We start from the raw sequence: 21,766 nt of genomic DNA on the forward strand, positions 1-21,766 counted from the left end.
GCACATCTCCAGACCCATCCGCTACCGTACGTCTTCAGTCACACCTGCTACCGCGCATCTCCAGCCCCGGCCGGTACCGCGCGCCGCTCCACGCAGTCGGCACCGCGCACAGCCGTCCAGTCCCGCGGTTTCGTCGGTGGTCGGCCATCGCTGCCGGAGAACGGCTCGCCGACCGTGACCCGGGATTTTGCACGTGCGCCACGAACGCTCACCTATGTCCATCCGAATCGGCTTCACGGGCGACGTGATGCTCGGACGGCTGGTCGATGACCGCCAGCGCAGTCGGTCCGTCGATGCAGTGTGGGGCACCGTCCTCGAGCGACTGCGCGAACTGGACGGGCTGGTGATCAACCTCGAGTGCGTGCTCTCGACGCGCGGGCGCGAGTGGCAGCGCACCCGCCGCCCGTTTCACTTCCGAGCGGATCCCGACTGGGCGATCCCTGCCCTCGAGCGCGCGGGCGTCGACGTCTGTGCGCTGGCGAACAATCACGTACTGGACTACGAGGAAGTGGCGCTACGCGATACGCTCGAGGCGCTCGACGAGGCCGGGATCGCCCGTACGGGTGCGGGGGAGACGATCGACGAAGCGCTCGAGCCGGCGGTACGGACGATCGGCGGCTCCGAGGGGGGCGGCGCCCGTTCGGAGACGGACGGCAACGGCGGACTCGAGGTCGCGGTCGTCTCGCTGACGGACAACACGCCGGAGTACGCCGCCGACGAGGAATCGCCGGGCACGGCTCGGATCGAAATCGACGAGGCACGACGAGACTCGCGCACTCGGGACGAGACCGACGTCCCGGAGACGCGCCGGCGCGTTGGGGAGGCCCTCGAGCGCGCACGCGAGACGAATCCGGATCTGCTGGTCGCCTCGCTGCACTGGGGGCCGAACATGGTCACCGAGCCGCCCGCGGCGTTCCGCGAGTTCGGCCGCTGGCTGGTCGAGGCGGGCGTCGATATCGTCCACGGCCACAGCGCCCACGTCTTTCAGGGGATCGAGGTCCACGAGGGCCGCCCGATCATCTACGACGCGGGCGACTTCGTCGACGACTACCGGGTCGACGAGGAGTTGCACAACGATCGAAGCTTCCTGTTCGTCCTCGCGGTGACGCCCGACGGCCGGCCGACCGAACTCCGGCTGCACCCGACCGAAATCGAGGACTGTGCGGTCCGCGAGGCGGGCCCGGAAGCGGCCGCGTGGTCCCGCGAGCGGATGCGAGCGCTATCGGCTCCGTTCGGGACCGAGTTCGACCGCGACGGTGACGCGCTGGTCCTCTCGCTCGAGGGGTGAGATCGAGACGCGATTTCGCCGTGACGGGAGAGTCCTCGACAGTCGCTCGAGGGGTGTGTCACCACGCCGTCCGGGCAGTTGACAACCCTTAAGATAGCAACTCCGCTACACCGGTGTAGTATGAAAGTGGTCGTCTCTATCGGCGGAAGCGTCCTCGTCCCGGAGCCCGGGGCGGACCGGGTGGCCGAGCACGCTGCCGTCATCGAAGACCTCATCGCCGAAGGGTGTCGGATCGGGGCCGTCGTCGGGGGCGGCGGCGTCGCTCGCGAGTACATCGAGGCCGCTCGAGACCTCGGGGCGAACGAAATCGAACTCGATCAGTTGGGGATCGACGTGACGCGACTCAACGCCCGGCTGCTGATCGCCGCACTGAGCGAGGAGTCCGTGACCGCCCCGGCACTCGACTACGAGGAGGCGAGCGAGGCGCTCCGTCGGGACGACATCTGTCTCATGGGCGGCGTCGCGCCGGCCCAGACGACCGACGCCGTCGGGGCCGCGCTGGCGGAGTACATCGACGCCGACCTGCTCGTCTACGCCACGAGCGTTCCCGGCGTCTACAGCGCCGATCCCAACGAGGACGACGACGCGACCAAGTACGACCGCCTCTCGGCCGCGGACCTGGTCGACGCCATCGCCGGCCTCGAGATGAACGCCGGCGCCTCCGCGCCCGTGGACCTGCTGGCGGCGAAGATCATCGAGCGCTCGGGGATGCGAACGATCGTGCTCGACGGCACGGACCCCGACCGGATCGCCCGCGCGGTTCGCCACGGCGACCACGAGGGGACCGACATCGTCCCCGAGAGCGCCGGCGCGGAACCGACCTACTGGGCGAGCGACGAGCAATGAGTGCCGACGGCGACGCGGACGTCGACGGAGACGGGGCGGACGCGACGGAGTCGGACGCGATCAGTCCCTACACGCTCCAGAGCGAGGAAGCCAGCGAGACGCGCCACGCGTTCTGGGCGGATACCGTCGCTGACCGCATCGAGGACCGAAACCCCGAGGAGCCGATCGTCGTCAAGGGCGGTATCTCGCCCTCGGGGGTGCCCCACCTCGGCAACGTCAACGAGATCATGCGCGGCTACTTCGTCGCCGAGGTGCTTCGCGACCGGGGCCACGAGGTCCGGCAGGTCTTCACCGCCGACGATCGCGACCCGCTCCGCGGACTGCCCCGCACGCTCTGTGACCTCGAGGGGAACCTCGTCGATCTCGGCGAGGTCGACGCCGGCGCGCTCGGCCGCAACCTCGGCGCGCCCTACACGGACATTCCGGACCCCTTCGGCTGCTGTGACTCCTACGGCGACCACTTCGCGACCATTATCCAAGACAGCGCCGACGCCGTCGACGTGCCGATCGATCTGGTCTCGAACACGGAACTGTACGAGTCCGGCGAGTTCGAGGACGTGACTCGCTTCGTCCTCGAGCACCGGGATCGGGCTCGCGAGGTCCTCTCACAGTATCAGGACAAGGTCGACGCGAACGGCGAGTACGTGCCGTTCAACCCGATCTGTGCGGAGTGTGGCAAGATCACCGAGACCGTGACGAGCGTCGATCTCGAGAACGAGCCGCCGACCGTCGACTACGAGTGTACCGACATGGACGCCGGCGACCAGACGATCGACGGCTGTGGCCACGAGGGCACTGCGACGCTGCGCGAGGGCAAGCTCCCGTGGCGCTTCGAGTGGCCCGCCCAGTGGCAACTGCTCGGCGTCGACTTCGAGCCCTTCGGCAAGGACCACGCCGAGGGCTCCTGGCCCAGCGGCCAAGACGTCGCCCGCAACGTCCTCGAGATCGAGCCACCGGTCCCGATGGTCTACGAGTGGTTCACCCTCGAGGGCGAGCCGTTCTCCTCCTCGGAGGGGAACGTGATTCTGGTCTCGGACGTGCTCGAACTCTTAGAGCCCGAGGTCCTGCGTTACTTCTTCGCGAAAGACCCCGCGAAGGCGCGGGACTTCAGCATCGAACGGTTAGACCAGTTAGTCGACGAGTTCGACCGGCTCGAGGCGACCTACTTCGGCGAGGTCGACGCGAGCGAGGACGAGCAGGCCTTCGCCGAGCGGGTTTACCCGTTCGTCGTAGATGAACCGCGCGAGGAGCGGATTCGGCTCCCCTACACCTTCGCCGCGGTTCTCGGGATGACCGACGACCCCGACCTGCGCGAGGAGATCGCCCGACGAGAGGGCCACATCCCCGAGGACGCCCCGGAGTGGGCCGTCGAGGGAGCCCTCGAGCGCGTCGAGCAGGCGCGTAACTGGGCGCGCCGGACCGGCAACGAGTTCGATTATGAACTCAAACGCACCGAGATCCCGGAGCACGACTTCGACGCGGACACCGAGGCCGCGCTGGCCGACCTCGCCGATTTCATCGATGAGGGCCACGATCCCGAGGAAATTCAGGGCGAGATCTACGAGACGGCGCGGCGCCACGACGTCGACGTCGGCGACTTCTTCGCGGCGGGCTACCGACTGTTCTTCGACGAAGAGCAGGGGCCGAAGCTCGGGCCGTTCCTCGCGAAGGTCGACCGGGAGTTCGTCGTCGGGCGACTCCGGCGGGAACGCTGACCGCGACCGGCCCGATAGACAAAAGCCATTTGAGAACGCCGCCCGGAGAGAGTAACGATGGATCACGGTTCCTTCGCTGTCGTCTCGCCACCCGCAATCTACGGCTCGGAACTCCTCACGTGGGTTCTGATCGGGCTCCTCCTCTACTGGCTCGCGGTCGTCGGGCTCCGAAACGGCGGGTATCTTCCCGACTATATCGGAACCCAGGGACCGATTCTCACGTTCCACACGAAACGCGGGCGGGCGCTTCTCGATCGACTCGCGCGGCCGAAGCGCTTCTGGCGAGCGTGGTCGAACTTCGGCGTCGGCATCGCGCTCGTCGTGATGATCAGCATGTTCGCGGTGCTGATCCGCGTGGCGATGGTCGCGCTTTCCTCGCCCCAACCGGCGAGTTCAGCCGCGAGACAACCCCACAACGTTCTCGTCATCCCCGGCGTCAACGACTTTCTGCCGCTGTCGGCCACGCCCGGCATCGTCTTCGGGCTGCTCGTCGGGCTCGTCGTCCACGAGGGCGGCCACGGGCTACTCTGTCGCGTCGAGGATATCGATATCGACTCGATGGGGGTTGCGATGCTCGCTATCCTCCCCGTCGGCGCGTTCGTCGAGCCCGACCACGAGAGCAGTAAATCGGCCTCCCGGGGCGGCCAGACGCGGATGTTCGCCGCCGGCGTCACGAACAACTTCGCGGTCACGCTGCTGGCCTTCGCCCTGCTGTTCGGGCCGATCGTCGGCGCGATCGGCGTCGCGCCCGGGGCCGCCGTCGGCGGCGTCGCGGAGGACTCCCCGGCCGCGGACGCCGGAATCGAACCGAACGATCGCATAACGGCGATCAACGGCACCGCAGTCGAAGGGAACGACGACCTCGCGGATCGGCTCGAGGCGACCGGTGGTGAGCAGGTCTCCGTCGAACTCAACGGCGAGGAAACGGTGCCCGTCGATCGGTCGCTGCTCGTGACCGCGGCGATGGAGAACGGACCGACGGAACTCGCCGCCGGCGACAAGATCCGCGCGGTCGACGGTCAGCAGGTCGCGACCGAACGCGGCTTCGAAGACGCCGTCGGTGACAGCGAGCGAGTCACGCTGACGATCGATCCCGGAAACGACGGCGAGCGGGTCGAGCGCGAGGTGACGATCGGCGCGGCGGTCTCGGTCGCCGACGACGGCCCGCTCGAGCGCGAAACCGGCCCGACCGACGAGACCTTCGTCATCACCCGCTTCGACGGCGAGCGAATCCACGAGTACGACGACCTCGCCGCCCTGCTCGAGGACAGCGAACCCGACCAGCAGGTCGAGGTGGCTGGTTACTTCGGCGACGAACGCGAGGAGTACAACGTGACCCTCGGCGAGCATCCCCGATCGGACACCGGATTCCTCGGGATTCAGGGGAGCCGGGGGATGTCCGGGATCGAAGTGAGCGATCTCGGCGTCCAGCTCTATCCCGCAGACGAGTATCTGGGACTGCTGGGCGGTGACGGCGAGACGCGGTTCGGGCCGATCACCGACACCTTCCTCGGAAAGATCGCGATCTCGCTGATGCTGCCAGTCATCGGCGTCAGCGGTGCGATGCCGTTCAATTTCGCCGGCTTCACGGGTGGCATTCAGAACTTCTATGAAGCACAGGGGATGCTCGGCGCGTTCGGAGACGGGACCGTCTTCGTCCTCGCGAACCTGCTGTTCTGGACCGGCTGGATCAACGTCCAGCTCGGCTTCTTCAACTGTATTCCGGCGTTCCCCCTCGACGGCGGCCACATCCTCCGGACGAGCACCGAGGCGATCGTCTCCCGGTTACCGGTCGACGCGACCCGCGGAATGGTCCGACTGGTGACGACCGCGATCGGGGTGACGATGCTCGTGAGCTTCCTGCTCTTGCTGTTCGGGCCGCAACTGCTCGGGAACTGATCGACCCCGAACCGGAATCCGGCTCGAGGCCGGTGTTTTTGTGCTGTATCCGGTACGCTTTCTCGGTCCGAGCGCGGCAGAACTAGTCCGGTCGTCCGAACCCGTCCCTACGCACCTGTAGAGCGGTCGGTCTGTCAGGTCAGTCGTCCGTGTCGACGCCGTGGCGCTCGTAGAACTCCTCAGCCGTCTCGTCGATCCGGTCGAACTCGGTATCGAAGTAGTGTTCGTAGTGGCGGACGACCTGTTCGACGACCCAGCGGCTGAACTCCTCGTCGAAGTGCCACTCGCCGTCCATCTCCGGGATTTCGAACCGGTCGTCCGTCGAGAACGCCGCGTAGACGTGGAAGAAGCCGAGGATCACGTCGGCGAAATCCCGAGCCTTCTCCGATCCGCTCTCGCGGCGCTCCTCGAGTTCCGCCTGCCCCTCGGCGGTGAGTTCGAAGTACTTCCGATCGGGTTCGTCCGCGCGCTCGATGCGCTCGGCCCATCCCTTCTCCTCGAACTTGTAGAGGATCGGGTAGACCGAGCCGTAGGAGGGTTCCCAGTGGCCGCCGCTGATGTCGCGGATCTCCTTGAGGATCTCGTAGCCGTAGCGCGGTTTCTCCTCGAGGAGTTCGAGGACGAGATAGGCGATGAGTCCTTTCGGCGGCCCGCTTTTCCGCATATATCTCGAGAGTTAAACGGGTGGACGTAAAGCGTTTCGGTCGCGGTCGAAACCGTCGAACTGGTTGCCGAGGGCTGCGAATTCGGCGCGCTCTCGGCGGGGACCGACGCGGCGACGGCGGGGAGAATCGAGCCGAAACCCGGCCCTTCTTAGCGTCCCCGACCCAACCCACGCGCATGGAACGACGGCGACCGCCACAGACGGAGGAAGGCTGGTACGTTCTGCACGACTTCCGGTCGATCGACTGGGACGCGTGGCGCGCGGCCCCCGAGCGGCGACGCTCGCAGGCGATCGACGAGGGCATCGACTACCTCGCGGCCAGCGAGGCCGTCGACGACGCCGAGGAGGGCGACTCGGCGACGTTCGCCGTCCTCGGCCACAAGGCCGACCTGCTCGTCCTCCACCTCCGCCCCACCCTCGGCGACATCGACGCGCTCGAGCGGCGGTTCGAACACACGGCACTCGCCGAGTTCACCGAGCGCGCCGACTCCTATCTCTCGGTGACGGAGGTCTCGGGCTACATGTCCCAGGACTTCTTCGACGAGGACAGCGAGGTCGAGGACGCCGGCCTCGAGCGCTACATCCAGTCCCGGCTTGAGCCCGAACTCCCCGACAGCGAGTTCGTGAGCTTCTACCCGATGGACAAGCGCCGCGGCCCCGAGGACAACTGGTACGATCTCCCGTTCGACGAACGGGCCGAACACCTCTCCTCGCACGGGGACATCGGTCGGGACTACGCCGGCCGAGTCAACCAGATCATCACCGGCAGCATCGGCCTCGACGACTTCGAGTGGGGCGTCACCCTGTTCGGCGACGACCCGACCGACGTGAAGGAACTGCTCTACGAGATGCGCTTCGACCCCTCGAGCTCTCGCTTCGCCGAGTTCGGCCGGTTCCTCTCGGCGCGGCGGTTCCCGCCGGAAGACCTCGGGGCCTTCCTCGCCGGCGAGCGAGTGCCGGCCGAGGGCGACGAGGCTCACCCCCACGCCGGCGGTGACGCCGAGGGCCACCACCACGGCGGCTCCGGCGGGCACCACCACGGCGACGACTCGGGGTCGGGCCACGGCGACGAGGAGGGCGACATCCGCGACGAACTCGAGGACGAGGGCATCTACGCGGGCCAGCCCCACGGCGAGGACGTCCACGCGGTCGTCCTCTACTCGGACGCCGATCCCGACGAGCTGTTCGCGGAGGTCGACGGCTACCGGGAGAACTTCGACCACTACGACACCCACGTGAAGACGGCGGTCTACGAACCGCACGACGGCGACGCCGAGACGGCGGTCGTCAGCCTTTGGGACACCGCACGCGCCGCGGACACGGCGGCCGGGTTCCTCGCCGAGTTACCCGAAATCGTCCGACAGGCCGGCGACGACGAGGGCGACTCGTGGGGGACGATGGGGATGTTCTACACCGTCAAACCCGAACACCGCGGTGACTTCGTCGGAACGTTCGACGACGTCGGCGAGATTCTCGCCGACATGGACGGCCACCGCAAGACCGATCTGCTGGTCAACCGCGAGGACGAGAACGACATGTTCATCGCCAGCCGCTGGGACGCCCGCGAGGACGCCATGGCGTTCTTCCGGAGCGACGCCTTCTCGGAGACCGTCGAGTTCGGGCGGGACGTCCTCGCGGACCGACCGCGACACGTCTTCCTGGCCTGAGGCCGGGTCCCGTCCTCGCCCCCGTCACGCCGGACCGTCATAGGAGTGGGACAGTCTCACCGGTAACGACACGGGTTGATCGGTCCCGTTCATAGGGTGGGTCGATGAGTACGGCACAGACGTCGTTACCGCGACGAGCGTGGGGGCAGTATCGATCGATTCCGATCATCTACCGTATCGCGGTCGCGTTCGTCCTCGGGACCGCACTCGGGGCCATCGCCGGCGAACGCGCCGCCGTTCTCAGCCCGCTGGGTGACCTCTTCTTGCGGTTGCTCGAGATGCTGATCATCCCGTTGATCGTCTTTACGCTGCTCGGAGGGATGCGCGAGCTAACGCCGTCGAAGCTCGGGAAGGTCGGCGGCCTGACCGTCGCGCTCTACGCCGCGACGACGACGATCGCGGCCCTGATCGGCCTCGCGGTCGCGAACCTGTTCGACCCCGGAACGGCCGTGGAGTTCACCGGTGGCGAGGCCCAGCAGGCCGAGCCACCGACCGTCTCCGAGGTCGTCCTCGGTATCGTCCCCGAGAATCCGCTGGCCGCGATGGTCAACGGTGAGATTCTGGCGACGATCTTCGTCGTCGTCGTCTTCGGATTGGCGTTGACGATCGTCCGCGAGTCGACGACGGAAGAGCCGATCGAGGACGCGATCGACGGCTTCTTCGCGTTTATCGACGCCGGCACGCAGGCGCTGTTCAAGATCGTCTGGGGCGTCATGGAGTACGGGGTCGTCGGCGTCTTCGCACTCATGGCCGCCGCGATCGGGACCGAGGGGCTCGGTGCGATCGTGCAACTCGGCGCGCTCGTCGGGGTGATCGCGATCGGCATCGCGATCCACATGGCAGTCACCTATCTGGGCCTGATGACCGTCGGCATCCTCGGCCAGTCGGCGCTTTCGTTTCTCGACGGCGCGAAAGACGCGATGCTGACGGCCTTTACGATCCGCTCCTCGAGCGGGACGCTGCCAGTGACGATCACCGACGCCGAACGGAACCTGCGGATCGACGAGTCGGTCTACGGCTTCGGCCTCCCGCTCGGGGCGACGATCAACATGGACGGTGCAGCGATCAGACAGGCCGTCACGGTGGTCTTCGCCGCGAACATGGTCGGCGTTTCGCTCGGCCTCGGCGATCAGTTGATCGTCCTCGCGACCGTGATCCTGATCAGTATCGGCACTGCCGGGGTCCCCGGTGCGGGACTCATCATGCTGACCGTCATTCTGAACGCCGTCGGACTCCCCCTCGAGATCGTCGGCTTCGTCGCGGGCGTCGACCCGATCCTCGGCCGGATCGCGACGACGAACAACGTCACTGGCGACCTCGCCGTCGCTTCCGTCGTCGGCAAGTGGACCGACGGGATCGACCTCACGGAGGGCGTCTGGGCCGACGGCTCACACGGCGGTGGCGACGGCGAAGACGGCGCCGCAGTCGGTGACTGAACTCAGGGACTCGAGTCCGCCGACTCGTCGTAGAAGAAGTAGGCGGCGATCCCGGCCAAGCCGAACGCGAGCGTTACGAACGGCCACTTGCCGGCGTCGCGCTCGGTCATGAACGCGTGAGCAGTCACGAAGATCGCGAACCCGACGTGGGCGGCCAGCGTCGCGGCGAGAAACGCCTGTGCTTCCATCGGCCGAGAGATTCGACGCTGCGATAAAAGCCGTTTCGAAGCCGTTCGCAGTCCACAGCAGGCCGTGGCCCAGAAGCCGGCTCACCGCATCCGCGGTGAGTCGGCTGACCCAACGGAAGAGCAAGCTCTTCCGAGCAGTCGGCGCTTCGCGCCGACGACCTCGCGGACGTGTAACGTCCGCTCAGCGGGGAAGGGCAGGCCCTCCACCGAACCCGCCGCGAGCGAAGCGAGCGGGCCGACGACCGATGTGAAGGCTCGCTATGCGAGCCGAAACGGAGGGAGGAGTGCTTTTGATCGACCTTTTGCCGAGGGACATCGCGAGCGGGGCGCTACGCGCTCCGCTCGCGATAGACCGCAGCGTAAAAGGTCGTTAGTCGAAATCGTGGTCCGGATCGTCTTCGACCGTCCGCTTCATCGAGTCGCGACGGGACTTAGCGTCGCGACCGGTCGCCTCGAGCAGGAAGTCGTTTTTCGCGTCGACGGCCTCGCCGGCGGCCTCGAGTTCGTCGGGGCCGAGTTCGGTGGGGTCGCGCTCGTAGAACTCGACGGCGAGTTTGTCCTTCTTGCCGGAGTACTCGACGGTCCCGACGACGACCTTCTCGAAGACGGGGTTGTCGGGCTCGCCGATGACGAAGAGGTCGCTGCCCTTGTACTCCTCCGTTTCGGTGATGGGACCGAAGTAGTCCTCGACGGTCGACTCCATGTCGGGAATTCGCTCCTCGAGATATTCGCCGCGACGCATCTTGTACTCCTTCATGGCTCGAAGAAACACGGGGGAGTGTTTACCTCTTTTCATACCCGACGTTTCGGGTGTCTGATGGGTCCTCGAGCGCGGAGACCGGAAATATCGCGAGATGACGGGCAGAGTCGGATCGACGCGAGACCAGCAATGGCTGCTCGATCGGTCGAATCGTGTTCGGTCGGTGGACGGCAAGCGGCGGAGAAAACGAGATTCGGAGCCGTCCCGGTCGAGTTACCGCTGTCGCTCGCGCTCGCTGAGATAGCCCTTCCGGCAGTCGGGGCAGATATCGCCGGTGCGAAGCGAACCGCGGTCGCCGGCGGCGACGTAGTCACACCGCGGGCAGTAGAACTCGGTCGGAACGTCGTCGGCGGGCGCACCGCCGCTCTCGGCGGGGGTCGGCGCGGACGTGGCTCGCTCGATGCCGGTTCCCGAATCGGCGTCGGCGGCGGGGTCGGCGTCGCTTCGATCGTCAGTTGGGGGCTCCGCCGTCACCGATCGCGCGTCGGTCGTGGCCGCGGCGGCGCCGTCGCCGCTGGCACCGACGGTACTCGTCGGTCCGTCGTCATCGAGGACGACGGCATCGTCGTCGATCTCGGCCGGATCGGGGTCCGCGGCTCCACCGGCGGGTTCGGCCTCGGAATCGGTATCGGCCGCGTCGTCGGGCCAGTCGGCCGGCGTCGATTCCGCGCCGACCGGCGGACCGACATCGCTCGAGTCGGGCCACTCGCCGTGGTCGCGGTCTCGATCACGGTCGGGCGACGCCTCGTCGTCCTCGAGGATTTCGCCGTCGTCCGTGACGGGATCGCCGTTCTCGTCGGTCGGGAGGTCGATATCGTCCGCGTCCTCGTCGGCGTCCGTGTCGGCGTCGGCCGCCGGCATATCGGCGTCCGCCGCGTCCGGGGACGGCTCCGGCCGCGGTGCATCCGTCTCGTCGGCGTCGGAGGCGGTGTCGTCGGCGTCGATGAATTCGGCGTCGTCACCGTCGGACAGGTCGATGCCGTCGTCCGCATCGGCATCGATGAATCCGGCGTCCGCGTCGGTTTCGCCGGCGGGGGCGGCATCGGTGTCGGCTGTTGATTCGGGCGGTTCGGTTTCGGGCTCGTCGGGCAACGAGTCGCCGGCGTCCGTCCCAGCGGTGAGGCTGGTCACTTCGGTGTTCTCGCTGATGACGGATCGCTCGCCACAGCGGACACACTCTTCGTACTCCTGGACGGTTACGACGACTTCACTGCCCCGTTCTTCGCGCTCGCGTTCGACTTCGGACTCGCCGAAGTCGTGTCCGAGCAGCGAACATCGCAGGACCATTGTCCCACCGTACCGAGCCATCCCATAAAAAACGTGCTGCCTGTTAGTCACAGTTCCGTGACAGTCACGCGAGCGGTCCGGTCGGGCGGCTGACTCGAGTCTGCAATTCGAGGAGCGCCTGCTCGAGACGATCCGATGGGTCTCGTGGACCCGCGACCGCACAGCGTGGGGGGAACGGCAAACGTCAAATCCCATGTGGTCGAATGGAAACACAGATGAGAGCAAAGCGGGAGTACCGGAACCGGGAGCGGACGGAGGTGGCGGTACTCGATGCGCTGGTCGATCGCGCCGACGACGGGATGACCGTCTTCGAGCTCCGCGCGGCCGTCGAGGTCGACATCGACGAGCTCGAGGAGGCCCTGTCGACGCTCAAGGAGGACGACCTGATCGTCGTCGACTCGGGCTCGGAGACGGTCATCAAGCCCGCCGAGCGGGTCGTTCCCGACGAGCCGGAAGACGAGGACGGGGAGCAGTCGATCGGGGAGTGGCTCCGCGAGCGGATCCCTTTTTGAATCGAAACGCCTGATACGCTCAGGCCCCAGGGAGTAGGCATGAGCGTCATCGAGTCCATCCACGAGGATCACGGGGCCACCTTCGGCGAGCGCGCCGACCGGCGAGTCGTCGAACACTACGGCCGACCGGAGCGAACCCACCGGGCGGTCCGCAACGGCGTCGGGCTGCTCGAGGCGGCCTACGGCGTGATCGTCGTGGAGGGCGACGACCGCGTCGAGTACGTCGATAACGTCGTCTCGAACCGAGTCCCGACCGAGGACGGGCAGGGGTGTTACGCGCTCGTGCTCGACCCCCAAGGCGGGATCGACGTCGAACTCTACGTCTACAACGCGGGCGAGCGACTCCTGCTTTTCACCCAGCCCGAGACCGCCGAGCCCCTCGCCGAGGAGTGGTCCGAGAAGGTGTTCATTCAGGACGTCGATATCCGCGTCGCGACCGACGACTACGCGGTCTTCGGAATCCACGGCCCGCAGGCCACCGAAAAGATCGCGAGCGTGCTCAACGGTGCCGGCTCGCCCGACGAGCGCTACTCGTTCGTCCGCGGGACGATGGGTGACGAGGGCGTCTCGGTCATCCGCACCGACGCGCTCACCGGCGAGGAGAGCTACGAAGTGATCTGTAGCGCCGACGACGCCGCGGCGGTCCACGACACGCTGCTCAATCAGGGTCTCAACGCCGCTCCATTCGGCTATCAGGCGTTCGAGAGCCTCGCGCTCGAGGCCGGCTCGCCGCTCTTTCACACCGAACTCGAGGGGACGCTGCCGAACGTGCTCGGCCTGCGCAACGCCCTCGACTTCGAGAAGGGCTGTTACGTCGGACAGGAGGTCGTCTCCCGGGTCGAGAATCGCGGCCAGCCGAGTCGGCGACTCGTCGGGCTCACCCTCGAGGGGGAGAGAGGGGGCGACGGAGACGACGAGAGCGGGGATCGGCCGGTTCCCGAGTCCGGCGCGGCCGTCTTCGACGGCGACGCCTCGGTCGGTGAGATAACCCGTGCGGGAGAGAGCCCGATGCTCGGCGACGTCATCGCGCTCGCGATCGTCGACTACGACCTCGAGAGCGACGAGTTGACGGTTCGGGTCGGCGGCGAAGAGGTGGCCGCGACCCGCACCGAACTGCCGTTCGTCACGGGGTCGGATCGGTCCGACCGGCTGCCGGACTATCAGTAGGTTCCTGCCGGCCCGGTCGGCTCACCGTGACTCGAGGCACACGAGACGATCTCGCGGCCCTGCGGGAGACCCACGGCGACGAGGCGTTACTCGAGGACGAGTGAGTCTCGAGGCGAGCATATAAACGCAAAACTGGGACAGGCAAACGACTACCCGGGTCTCGCCGCGAGGTCCAGTCGATATGCAACTCGAGCAGTCGTCCCGCGCTACGGGGACGACCTGGAGCGGCACGGTACCGAGCGCGGTCGACGCGCGAGTGCTCGGACTGGTCGCCGTGACGGCCGGTCTCGCGGCGTCGATAAACGTTCCCTACGGCGGGCTCCCGATGGCGGGCGCCGCGTTCGCGCTGCTGACCGGGTGCGGCGTCGCGCTCCACCTGCTCGGCGAACGGAAGCTTCGCCGACTCACCGACGATCTCGTCGAGCGGTGGGCTGCGGCCGGTGGGCAGATCGAGGACGTCACGCGGTCCTCGAACGGTATGCAGACCGAGTGGCGAGTCCACACCCCCGACGGCGAGATCGTCATCGGCGGCATCGCACTGGTCCCGATCGCTCGGCTGTCCGTCGAGTGGCGGGGCATCGGCGATACGATCGACGCCAGCGAGGCCGAGGCGAACATCGACCGCCTCGCCGAGAGCCTCTACCGGGAAATCTTCGAGATCGGATCGGCGACCCAGCAAGCGTAGGTCGCGCTCGAGCCGCCACGTCTTCCGCTTTTCCGGACCAGTGAGTCCACGACTCCTTTCCTCGACCCGTTGCCTCGAGTGGCGTAACGTCCCGAGAACCCCACGAGAAACGACTCAATCGAGGTCGCATACTCGTCGCGGACGAGGGTCACCAGCGAGCGACGATTGCCCGAGCCGAAACTAACCGGCTTTCCGATTTCAACACCACCTGATACCATTCAAAGCCATCTAATGGTTTGCAAGCTCGGGACTTATCCCTGATCGAGTCGAACTCCTCATTGAAATGAGCCAGTCAGAATCCCCGATCCGTGCGATGTTCGACGTCCAGCGAACCGCAGTCAAACAGAGCCAGCAGCTGTTCAAGCAGGGAATGGCCACCCAACGAAACGTCGACACGATGGCCCTGACCGGGCTCAAAGGTCAGGAGTCGCTTCAGCGCCAGCAACTCGAGCTCGCGCAGGCGGCGACGCACGGCTACCTCAGCGCGACGGCGGCGATGCTTCCGAGCGACGACGATCCCGAGGCCCACCGGACCATCGACGAGACCTTCGAGCAGCTGAAAACGACTCATGCGGAGGTTTACGAGGCGCTCGAGCGAGAACTCGAGCGGGGCGTCGACTCCGCCGACGAGCTCTCGGGAGAGTTCGTCGATACCCTCGACGAACAGACAGCCCAGCTCCTCGAGATCACGGAGGCCGTCGAGGACCAGACGGTCCAGAACGTCGACGAACTCTCGGGGCAACTCCGCGAGCAACTCGACCAGACCCAGGAGCTGCAGGATCAACTCGAGGACCAACTCGAGCGCCAGACCGGTGACGTCGAGGAGCTCCTCGAACGGCAGGCCGAACAGGTCGAGCGGTTCCAGCAGCAACTCGAGGAGCAGGCGGAGGCGGTCACCCAGGAGATCCCGGTACAGGGGACCGACGAACCGCACACGAAGATCGAAACCGATCCGGAGCACACCCTCGAATCGGTCGAGGGAATCGACGCCGACACCCGCGACCAGCTCTCGGAGGCCGGCATCGCGACGATCGACGACCTCACGCGCGCCGGTCCCGAGGCCGTCGCCGAGGCCGCCGATATCTCGGAGGAGCAGGCCGAGGACTGGATCGAGCAGGCCGAAGCGTAAGCCGGATCACGGCGAGTTTCGGTTCGAGGGGCCGAGACGATCGGAGGTCAATCGGACGCCGATCAGGACTCGATCTTGTCGACGATCTCGCGGGCCTGCTCTTTCGCTTTGTCCTCGCCGACGTGCTTGTCGATCAGGACGCTGGTGACTTCCCAGTCGTCCTCCCCGCCGACCGTTCCGGTGCGAACCTCGCTGCCTTCGGAGACCGACTCCGCCGGCTGCTCCGCCCAATCCGGGGTTCGTATCTCGTCGTCCCGATCGGGATCGCGAAACCGGACGTGCGTGTAGTCGTCTTCCGTTCCGACTGTATTGATATCTGGCGTGTCGGCCATAGCGGGGACTCCGAGGGCGGCACGTCTAAATCACGACCCTGAATGTGTCGGTCGCGGCTCGGTCGACACGGCAGCGACCACCTCTCGCGATCGAAACCGACCGATCCGGCGGAGTCCGGCACCGACACTATCCGGATCGGGTTCCTACGTGCACCCATGCTCGTCCTCGGCGACGCCCACGCGTCCGAACCCGACCGGTGTGACACCCTGCTCGAGCTCTACCGAACCCTCGAGCCCGATCGGGTGCTCCAGCTCGGCGACCTCGAGCGATACGACCTGCCGGCACCGACGTGGTTCATCGCGGGCAACAACGAGGACTTCGACGTGATCGAGGCGCTACGGGCGGGCGACGATCTCCAAACAACGTCCAACGTCCACCTCCTCGCGAGCACGGCGGCGACGGTCGACGGCCTGCGCGTGGCCGGTCTCTCCGGTAACTTTGCCCCGACGAAGTACGATCTGTCTCGGGGCGAACTCTCTGGTGACCGACGACGCCACTTCACTCACGAGGACGTCGACCGAGCCACCGATCTCGAGGACATCGACGTCTTTCTCACGCACGAAGCGCCGAACGGCCTGCTGTCCTACGGCTACGATCCCGGCTGCGAGTATATCGACGACCTGCTCGAGGCGATCTCGCCCGACCTCTGTCTGGTCGGCCATCACCATCGCCACCGCGAGGCCGAGATCGCTGACACTCGCGTCGTCAGTCTCGCCCCAGCGTGGGAGCGATACTACACGCTCGATCCCGAAACGCTGGCGCTCGAGGGCCACGAACACGACCTGTCGAGTGACGACTGACAGAGAGAGAAAAATATCGGAACCGCCCGGTGGCGGCTATCGGCTTAGAACGTCTCGAGGTAGCGGTCGAGTTCCCAGTCGGAAACGTCGACGAGGTAGTCCTCGAACTCCTGTTCTTTGGCTTCGACGAACTTCGGCGCGACGTGGTCGCCGAGCGCGTCGTAGATGACTTCGTCCTCCTCGAGGGCCTCGACGGCCTCGCCGAGGTTCGACGGCAGCGTGTCGATGCCGTATTCTTCGCGTTTCTCCTCGTCGAACTCGTAGATGTTCTCCCGGACCGGGTCGGGGCAGTCGAGATCGTTCTCGATCCCGTCGAGTCCGGCGTGGATGAGCGCGGCGAAGGCGAGATACGGGTTACAGGACGGGTCGGGGAAGCGAGCCTCGACGCGCGAGGCGGACGGCGTGCGAGCCGCCGGTTTGCGGATCAGCGCCGAGCGGTTGCGGTCGGACCATGCGACGTAGACGGGTGCCTCGTAGCCGGGCACCAGTCGCTTGTAGCTGTTGACGGTGGGGTTCGAGATCGCCGTGATCGCCGGCGCGTGCTCGAGGATTCCGGCGAGGAACGAGTGGGCCTCGTCGCTCAGGTCGAACTCGTCGTCCTCGTCGTGGAACGCGTTCTCGCCGTCCTCGGTGAACAGCGAGAGGTGCGTGTGCATGCCCGAGCCGTTGATGCGCGGGATCGGTTTCGGCATGAACGTCGCATGCAGGTCGTGCTGGGCGGCGATGGCGCGGACGACGGTGCGGAACGTGCCGACGTTGTCCGCCGTCGTGAGCGCGTCGTCGTAGGTGAAGTTGATCTCGTGTTGGCCCTCGGCGACCTCGTGGTGGCTGGCCTCGACCTCGAAGCCCATCTCCTCGAGACCGTAGATGATGTCGCGGCGAACGTCGCTGGCGAGGTCTTTCGGCGCGAGGTCGAAGTAGCCGCCGGCGTCGTTGGTCTTGGTCGTCGCGCGGCCGTCCTCGTCCTCCTCGAAGAGGAAGAACTCCGGCTCGGGCGCGGCGTTGACGGTATAGCCCATCTCGTCGGCGCGATCGAGCGCGTTCTTGAGCACGCGGCGCGGGTCGCCCTCGAAGGGCTCGCCCGTGGACGTATCGTAGACGTCACAGATCATTCGGGCGGCGGCGCTCTCCTCTTTCTGGCGCCACGGGAGCACTGCGAAGGTGTCCGGGTCGGGCTTGAGCCGCATGTCCGACTCCTGAATGCGAACGAAGCCTTCGATAGAAGAACCGTCGAAGTAGATGCCTTCGGTGAACGCCTTCTCGGCCTGCCGGGCCGGCACGGAGACGTTCTTGACCGTGCCGAGAATGTCGGTAAACTGCAGTCGGAGGAAGTCGACGTCTTGCTCCTCGATCTCGTCCAATACCGCCTGTTCGGTGTCAGTGAGGTTGCCGCTTGTCATCTTTCTCGTCGTCGTATCCTCGTAACCCGTCTACTAAAACACTGCTGTTCTAAGCAAATCTTCTCTCACCACTGATAAACTGCATATTCGTAAAGTTCTAAAGGGCTCAGTGAGAGGATAGATGTGATGACGTACGAAAATCTCGATGCAAAACTAGTGAATGCACTTCTCGGCGACGGCCGAGCGAGTCTGCGCAGCCTCGCCGAAGACCTCGACGTCTCCGTGACGACCGTCTCGAATCACCTCTCCGATCTCGAGGAGGATGGCGTGATCGAGGGCTACACACCGAAGATCGATTACGACGCGGTCGGGTACGACGTGACCGCCGTCATCCAGTTGCAGGTCGAAGGGAACGCGCTCCCCGACGTCACCGAAACGCTGCGCGAGCACCGCCAGATGACCAGCGTCTACGAGGTCACCGGCGACTACGACGTGATCGCCATCGGGAAGTTCGAGGACACCGACGGGATGAACGACCAGATCAAACAGCTGCTGACCGACCCCGACATCAAGGCCTCGAACACGAGCGTCGTTCTCAACGCCGTTTCCGAGAACGAGCAGTTCGAACTCGAGGTCACGGACGACTGAAACGCGATCCGTTCGAACGACCTTTTTCGGGACTACGCGAGTGACGACATTCTAATGACCGACGAGCCGACGATCCGTCGGGCGGTCGAGATCGGCCCGTCAGTCGTTCCCGTCGACCAGCGCGTCGGCCGCCGCCTCGCGGTCCCCGGCTTGGGCCGTCCACAGCGTCGCGTACTCGCCGTCGGCCTCGAGTAGCGCCTCGTGGGTTCCCCGCTCGACGATTTCGCCGTCCTCGAGCACGAGGATGGTATCGGCGTCCCGGATCGTCGAGAGGCGGTGGGCGATGACGAGCGTCGTTCGATCTTCTGTGAGCCGGTCGATCGAGCGCTGGATCTGCAGTTCGGTCTTGGTGTCGACGGCGCTGGTCGCCTCGTCGAGGATCAACACCGCGGGATCGGTGAGGACGGCGCGGGCGAGCGCGATCCGCTGGCGCTGGCCGCCCGAGAGCTTGACCCCCTCCTCGCCGACGCGGGTTTCGTAGCCCTCCGAGAGGTCGGTGATGAACTCGTGGGCTCGAGCGGCCTTCGCGGCCTCTCGAACGGCCTCGTCGGACGCGTCGAAGTGACCGTAGCGGACGTTATCGGCGACGGTGCCGTCGAAGAGGAACGTGTCCTGACTCACGTAGCCGACCGCCGAGCGGAGGTCGGCGAGGGCCACGTCCCGAACGTCGTGGCCGTCGATCCGGACCGATCCCGTCTGTACGTCGTATAGTCGGAGCAGGAGTTTGAGTAGCGTCGATTTCCCGGCTCCCGTCGGGCCGACGAACGCGACCGTTTCGCCCGGTTCGGCCTCGAAGGAGACGTCCTCGAGAACGGGCTCCTCGAACGCGGTCGCGTCGGCACTTTCGGCGCTTCGCGCGGCGCTCGTCTCGTACCCGAAGGTGACGTCCTCGTACTCGACGCGGCCCTCGACGGGTTCGATGGCCGTCGGCTCCGCCGGGTCCGCGACGTGGACCGGGATGTCCATCAGGCCGAAGACGCGCTCGCTCGAGGCCTTGGCGTTCTCGTACTGGTCGACGATGTTCGACACCTCGGCGAGCGGGGCGACGATCCGCTGGGTCATGAAGAGGAAGACAACGAAGTCGCCGACCGAGAGGGTGCCGGTGAGCGGGCCGGGTGCGGTCCCCGTCGCGAGCCAGAGCCCCCCGACGAGGAAGGTCCCGGCGAAGGCCAGTCCGGCGAGCAGTTCCATGCCGGGCCGGTAGAAGTACGAGAGCCGGAGCACGGCCATCGTATCCTCGTAGAGTCGGCGCGAGGCCTGCCGGACGCGGTCGATCTCGTAGCTCTCGCTGTTGGTCGTCTTCGTCAGGCCGACGCCGGAGAGGCTGTTCTCGAGGCGGGTGTTGAGCCACCCGACCGCGGAGCGCTGGCGGGCGTACCGGGGTTCGACGGCGCGCATGAACCAGATCGTAAAGCCGACCATCGCCGGGATCGCGACGAGGGTGACGAGCGCTAACTGCCAGTTGAGATAGAAGAGGACGCCCGCGATCCCGCCGACCATCACCAGCAGCCGCGCAGAGTTCATCAGGGCGTTGTCCAGAAACATCTCGAGGTTCTGGGTATCGTTGTTCAGCACCGCCATGACCTCGCCCGTCTCCTTGTCGTCGAAGAAGGTCATGTCCAACCGTTGCATTTTCTCGAAGGAGTCGACCCGGACCGCGTGCATCACGCCGTGGGCGAACAGGTTGGCGGTGACGCCGTAGATCCACGTGAAGAGCGCGACGACGAGAAACGAGACGGCGATGGCGGTGATGGAGAACCAGAACTGGGCCATCTGTGCGGTCGGCAGCCACGCGTTCGGCACGATCGGCAACTCGAACGCGCCGTTGCCGGTGAAGATCGCGTCGATGGCGGTCCCCAGCAACAGCGGCGGAACGAGACTCGCCATCCGAGCGACGAAGTTAGCGAGCATCCCTGAGGTGAACCAGCCGACTCGATCGGGCGCGTATTCCTGAAAGAGTCGCCACAGCGGTCGCTCGACGTGTTCACGGTAGGCATCGAACGGCGTTTCGTCTTCGGTGGTACTCACTGGCGAGGGCGTTTCGGTTCGAAACGGAAAGCCGCCATGATTTCGGCAACTGACGGTATTGACCGTTAGGTCCGCAATAGCACTGTCGCGGCTACCGGTAGTACAGCAACACCAGCCCGACGGCGAGGAGCGCGAGCCCCCACCACAGCGAGTCGCCGGGGAGCGCCTTCAGGACGAGTGTGACGATACCGGAGGTAAACAGCGACCAGCAGAAGGTCGTTTGTGACGACATAGTCGTCCTATCTGTCTCGGACGAAAGAATTGCCAGCTTGCCACGAAACGAGGTAAGATTAAGGGAGGGTGTCATAGAACCCTTCTCACATCGTGATGATCGTGCTTCCCGGATTGTCTCCGCGTTCGTAGTTTGTGATAGCGACGACGAGGCGAAAGGATAGGGCAAGAAGACGCTCCATGAGGCAGGGTTATCACGCTATGGGACGAATCTGTGTTACCTTATTCTCGTCCATTAAGGTATTCTTCGAGATTGTTGATGATTTCTTCGTCATCAAACCGGAGATCGTTTCGATCGAATCGAATACTCGGTAAAAGACCTGATCGATGTAATATCACATCGTTCTCCGATACTGTAACATATTTCATCTGTGACTTTGGTATAAATTGGTGCCAGGTTACCAATTTTCCACTTCCACTCCGACGCTGCTCTAACCCACCCGGAGTAAGCTTATACGCTCTATCAGACAGCAGTGTGTTTGTTGTACCAGATACTGTGACGACGACAATGAGAGCAGCTAACACAGTCAGATGTGGAGGAAGCCAAAATGAAAGTAGTCCAACTGGGACCAATCCAGTGACCATGGTGAATATCTGCACTTTTATTCTGTGAGCCCGCGGCCACCTGGTAGTCCATTCTATCAGGACGTTCTCGGATGCGATAGCGGAAGACGCAACCCGATTACGAGCCGTGAGTATGGCAATCTCACCTGCCACAGCTGCGACAATCCCGAGTAGGAACCCAGTCGCACCGACGAGACTTGACACGGGGATGGAAGCTGGGTCGATGAGATAGAAAGCGACCACCTCAACGACACTAAAATGGTAAGCTATCATTGGAACGAGTCCGAAAAGCGGGAGGAGCCAGACTACCCAACCTGAGTTCAGCCAAGAGGCTATTTGTCCGTTGTCGGTTGTTAGGAATGCCGTCCCAGAACAGATAGTAATACCGATCGTTCCTAGAACGGCGAATGCAAGCACTTTGCTGCGCAAGCCCAAATACTCCACAGTGAACAGAGTAAGCGTCGGCGCAATCAGCGCGGCTACGTAGCTGCCGACGAGCACGCCGAATCGAGGACCCAATTCATCCGGTGAAACTACCGAGTTTTCGGTATTATATTTCATATTTGATTTTGATGTGGG

21 protein-coding genes are annotated in these 21,766 nt (G+C 65.3%); 12 read left to right on the forward strand and 9 right to left on the reverse strand.

All coding sequences use genetic code 11. The features are described from left to right. Window positions 1-214: 214 nt before the first annotated feature. From ACT4ML_RS03810 to ACT4ML_RS03825, 4 genes are all read left to right on the forward strand, one after another. Complete coding sequence (locus ACT4ML_RS03810; protein ID WP_444719665.1) at window positions 215-1,288, forward strand: CapA family protein; 1,074 nt, start codon at window positions 215-217, stop codon at window positions 1,286-1,288. 120 nt (window positions 1,289-1,408) lie between these two features. Further along, on the forward strand, window positions 1,409-2,134 hold the full coding sequence (gene pyrH, locus ACT4ML_RS03815; protein ID WP_444719666.1) for a UMP kinase: 726 nt from the start codon (window positions 1,409-1,411) through the stop codon (window positions 2,132-2,134). Further along, window positions 2,131-3,849, forward strand: a complete 1,719-nt coding sequence (lysS, locus tag ACT4ML_RS03820; RefSeq protein ID WP_444719667.1) for a lysine--tRNA ligase — start codon at window positions 2,131-2,133, stop codon at window positions 3,847-3,849. The genes pyrH and lysS overlap by 4 nt, the downstream gene beginning before the upstream one ends. A gap of 57 nt (window positions 3,850-3,906) precedes the next feature. Continuing rightward, on the forward strand, window positions 3,907-5,748 hold the full coding sequence (locus ACT4ML_RS03825) for a site-2 protease family protein (RefSeq protein WP_444719668.1): 1,842 nt from the start codon (window positions 3,907-3,909) through the stop codon (window positions 5,746-5,748). A gap of 139 nt (window positions 5,749-5,887) precedes the next feature. Here the strand turns inward: ACT4ML_RS03825 and ACT4ML_RS03830 are convergent, their stop codons facing one another. Beyond that, window positions 5,888-6,412 (reverse strand): PadR family transcriptional regulator, encoded by a 525-nt coding sequence (locus ACT4ML_RS03830; protein WP_444719669.1) that lies wholly within the window; start codon window positions 6,410-6,412, stop codon window positions 5,888-5,890. A 176-nt stretch (window positions 6,413-6,588) separates the two neighbouring features. Between ACT4ML_RS03830 and ACT4ML_RS03835 the strand changes: the two genes are divergently transcribed. Both ACT4ML_RS03835 and ACT4ML_RS03840 read left to right on the forward strand, forming a co-directional pair. Beyond that, window positions 6,589-8,079 (forward strand): heme-binding protein, encoded by a 1,491-nt coding sequence (locus tag ACT4ML_RS03835; protein WP_444719670.1) that lies wholly within the window; start codon window positions 6,589-6,591, stop codon window positions 8,077-8,079. Window positions 8,080-8,183: 104 nt separating this feature from the next. Continuing rightward, complete coding sequence (locus tag ACT4ML_RS03840; protein ID WP_444719671.1) at window positions 8,184-9,515, forward strand: dicarboxylate/amino acid:cation symporter; 1,332 nt, start codon at window positions 8,184-8,186, stop codon at window positions 9,513-9,515. 2 nt (window positions 9,516-9,517) lie between these two features. Here the strand turns inward: ACT4ML_RS03840 and ACT4ML_RS03845 are convergent, their stop codons facing one another. From ACT4ML_RS03845 to ACT4ML_RS03855, 3 genes are all read right to left on the reverse strand, one after another. Beyond that, complete coding sequence (locus tag ACT4ML_RS03845) at window positions 9,518-9,703, reverse strand: hypothetical protein (RefSeq protein WP_444719672.1); 186 nt, start codon at window positions 9,701-9,703, stop codon at window positions 9,518-9,520. Window positions 9,704-10,073: 370 nt separating this feature from the next. Next, window positions 10,074-10,460 (reverse strand): DUF5611 family protein, encoded by a 387-nt coding sequence (locus ACT4ML_RS03850; protein ID WP_444719673.1) that lies wholly within the window; start codon window positions 10,458-10,460, stop codon window positions 10,074-10,076. A 216-nt stretch (window positions 10,461-10,676) separates the two neighbouring features. Further along, window positions 10,677-11,750 carry a DUF7093 family protein gene (locus ACT4ML_RS03855; protein ID WP_444719674.1) on the reverse strand — a complete coding sequence of 358 codons (1,074 nt, stop codon included), beginning with the start codon at window positions 11,748-11,750 and terminating at the stop codon, window positions 10,677-10,679. A 215-nt stretch (window positions 11,751-11,965) separates the two neighbouring features. On the opposite strand from ACT4ML_RS03855, the gene ACT4ML_RS03860 reads away from it, so the two are divergent. The 4 genes from ACT4ML_RS03860 to ACT4ML_RS03875 all read left to right on the forward strand — a co-directional run bounded on the left by ACT4ML_RS03860 (window position 11,966) and on the right by ACT4ML_RS03875 (window position 15,243). Continuing rightward, entirely contained in the window at window positions 11,966-12,262 is a 297-nt protein-coding gene (locus ACT4ML_RS03860) for a DUF6432 family protein (RefSeq protein ID WP_444719675.1), read from the forward strand. A 39-nt stretch (window positions 12,263-12,301) separates the two neighbouring features. Next, entirely contained in the window at window positions 12,302-13,429 is a 1,128-nt protein-coding gene (gene ygfZ, locus ACT4ML_RS03865; protein ID WP_444719676.1) for a CAF17-like 4Fe-4S cluster assembly/insertion protein YgfZ, read from the forward strand. A 181-nt stretch (window positions 13,430-13,610) separates the two neighbouring features. Further along, window positions 13,611-14,114, forward strand: coding sequence for a hypothetical protein (locus ACT4ML_RS03870; protein WP_138243766.1), 504 nt, complete (start codon window positions 13,611-13,613; stop codon window positions 14,112-14,114). Between the two features lie 283 nt (window positions 14,115-14,397). After that, complete coding sequence (locus ACT4ML_RS03875) at window positions 14,398-15,243, forward strand: helix-hairpin-helix domain-containing protein (protein WP_444719677.1); 846 nt, start codon at window positions 14,398-14,400, stop codon at window positions 15,241-15,243. Window positions 15,244-15,305: 62 nt separating this feature from the next. Here ACT4ML_RS03875 and ACT4ML_RS03880 read toward each other — a convergent pair whose 3' ends face one another. Then, complete coding sequence (locus ACT4ML_RS03880) at window positions 15,306-15,575, reverse strand: hypothetical protein (RefSeq protein WP_444719678.1); 270 nt, start codon at window positions 15,573-15,575, stop codon at window positions 15,306-15,308. A 156-nt stretch (window positions 15,576-15,731) separates the two neighbouring features. Here ACT4ML_RS03880 and ACT4ML_RS03885 point away from each other — a divergent pair, with 156 nt between their 5' ends. Beyond that, window positions 15,732-16,376 (forward strand): metallophosphoesterase family protein, encoded by a 645-nt coding sequence (locus ACT4ML_RS03885; RefSeq protein ID WP_444719679.1) that lies wholly within the window; start codon window positions 15,732-15,734, stop codon window positions 16,374-16,376. Window positions 16,377-16,420: 44 nt separating this feature from the next. Here ACT4ML_RS03885 and glnA read toward each other — a convergent pair whose 3' ends face one another. Next, window positions 16,421-17,776 (reverse strand): type I glutamate--ammonia ligase, encoded by a 1,356-nt coding sequence (glnA, locus tag ACT4ML_RS03890; protein WP_444719680.1) that lies wholly within the window; start codon window positions 17,774-17,776, stop codon window positions 16,421-16,423. Window positions 17,777-17,902: 126 nt separating this feature from the next. Here glnA and lrp point away from each other — a divergent pair, with 126 nt between their 5' ends. Next, window positions 17,903-18,364: an HTH-type transcriptional regulator Lrp gene (gene lrp, locus ACT4ML_RS03895; protein WP_138243762.1), complete on the forward strand. Its 462-nt coding sequence runs from the start codon at window positions 17,903-17,905 to the stop codon at window positions 18,362-18,364. A gap of 99 nt (window positions 18,365-18,463) precedes the next feature. Here lrp and ACT4ML_RS03900 read toward each other — a convergent pair whose 3' ends face one another. The 3 genes from ACT4ML_RS03900 to ACT4ML_RS03910 form a co-directional block, all read right to left on the reverse strand. Beyond that, complete coding sequence (locus ACT4ML_RS03900; RefSeq protein WP_444719681.1) at window positions 18,464-20,392, reverse strand: ABC transporter ATP-binding protein; 1,929 nt, start codon at window positions 20,390-20,392, stop codon at window positions 18,464-18,466. A gap of 91 nt (window positions 20,393-20,483) precedes the next feature. Beyond that, on the reverse strand, window positions 20,484-20,624 hold the full coding sequence (locus ACT4ML_RS03905; RefSeq protein WP_444719682.1) for a hypothetical protein: 141 nt from the start codon (window positions 20,622-20,624) through the stop codon (window positions 20,484-20,486). A 221-nt stretch (window positions 20,625-20,845) separates the two neighbouring features. Next, window positions 20,846-21,748 (reverse strand): hypothetical protein, encoded by a 903-nt coding sequence (locus ACT4ML_RS03910; RefSeq protein ID WP_444719683.1) that lies wholly within the window; start codon window positions 21,746-21,748, stop codon window positions 20,846-20,848. Window positions 21,749-21,766: the final 18 nt, after the last annotated feature.

It is taken from the genome of Natrinema sp. LN54, from assembly GCF_052439245.1.
Taxonomy (GTDB): domain Archaea; phylum Halobacteriota; class Halobacteria; order Halobacteriales; family Natrialbaceae; genus Natrinema; species Natrinema versiforme_A.

Bases quoted from the DNA above. Each gene is read 5' to 3' on its own strand.
- pyrH (WP_444719666.1), top strand. From the start codon at position 1,409: ATGAAAGTGGTCGTCTCTATCGGCGGAAGCGTCCTCGTCCCGGAGCCC.
- lysS (WP_444719667.1), top strand. From the start codon at position 2,131: ATGAGTGCCGACGGCGACGCGGACGTCGACGGAGACGGGGCGGACGCG.
- ACT4ML_RS03875 (WP_444719677.1), top strand. From the start codon at position 14,398: ATGAGCCAGTCAGAATCCCCGATCCGTGCGATGTTCGACGTCCAGCGA.
- ygfZ (WP_444719676.1), top strand. From the start codon at position 12,302: ATGAGCGTCATCGAGTCCATCCACGAGGATCACGGGGCCACCTTCGGC.
- ACT4ML_RS03830 (WP_444719669.1), bottom strand. From the start codon at position 6,412: ATGCGGAAAAGCGGGCCGCCGAAAGGACTCATCGCCTATCTCGTCCTC.
- lrp (WP_138243762.1), top strand. From the start codon at position 17,903: ATGACGTACGAAAATCTCGATGCAAAACTAGTGAATGCACTTCTCGGC.
- ACT4ML_RS03845 (WP_444719672.1), bottom strand. From the start codon at position 9,703: ATGGAAGCACAGGCGTTTCTCGCCGCGACGCTGGCCGCCCACGTCGGG.
- ACT4ML_RS03840 (WP_444719671.1), top strand. From the start codon at position 8,184: ATGAGTACGGCACAGACGTCGTTACCGCGACGAGCGTGGGGGCAGTAT.
- ACT4ML_RS03880 (WP_444719678.1), bottom strand. From the start codon at position 15,575: ATGGCCGACACGCCAGATATCAATACAGTCGGAACGGAAGACGACTAC.
- ACT4ML_RS03835 (WP_444719670.1), top strand. From the start codon at position 6,589: ATGGAACGACGGCGACCGCCACAGACGGAGGAAGGCTGGTACGTTCTG.
- glnA (WP_444719680.1), bottom strand. From the start codon at position 17,776: ATGACAAGCGGCAACCTCACTGACACCGAACAGGCGGTATTGGACGAG.
- ACT4ML_RS03855 (WP_444719674.1), bottom strand. From the start codon at position 11,750: ATGGTCCTGCGATGTTCGCTGCTCGGACACGACTTCGGCGAGTCCGAA.
- ACT4ML_RS03885 (WP_444719679.1), top strand. From the start codon at position 15,732: ATGCTCGTCCTCGGCGACGCCCACGCGTCCGAACCCGACCGGTGTGAC.
- ACT4ML_RS03810 (WP_444719665.1), top strand. From the start codon at position 215: ATGTCCATCCGAATCGGCTTCACGGGCGACGTGATGCTCGGACGGCTG.
- ACT4ML_RS03850 (WP_444719673.1), bottom strand. From the start codon at position 10,460: ATGAAGGAGTACAAGATGCGTCGCGGCGAATATCTCGAGGAGCGAATT.
- ACT4ML_RS03870 (WP_138243766.1), top strand. From the start codon at position 13,611: ATGCAACTCGAGCAGTCGTCCCGCGCTACGGGGACGACCTGGAGCGGC.
- ACT4ML_RS03910 (WP_444719683.1), bottom strand. From the start codon at position 21,748: ATGAAATATAATACCGAAAACTCGGTAGTTTCACCGGATGAATTGGGT.
- ACT4ML_RS03860 (WP_444719675.1), top strand. From the start codon at position 11,966: ATGAGAGCAAAGCGGGAGTACCGGAACCGGGAGCGGACGGAGGTGGCG.
- ACT4ML_RS03825 (WP_444719668.1), top strand. From the start codon at position 3,907: ATGGATCACGGTTCCTTCGCTGTCGTCTCGCCACCCGCAATCTACGGC.
- ACT4ML_RS03905 (WP_444719682.1), bottom strand. From the start codon at position 20,624: ATGTCGTCACAAACGACCTTCTGCTGGTCGCTGTTTACCTCCGGTATC.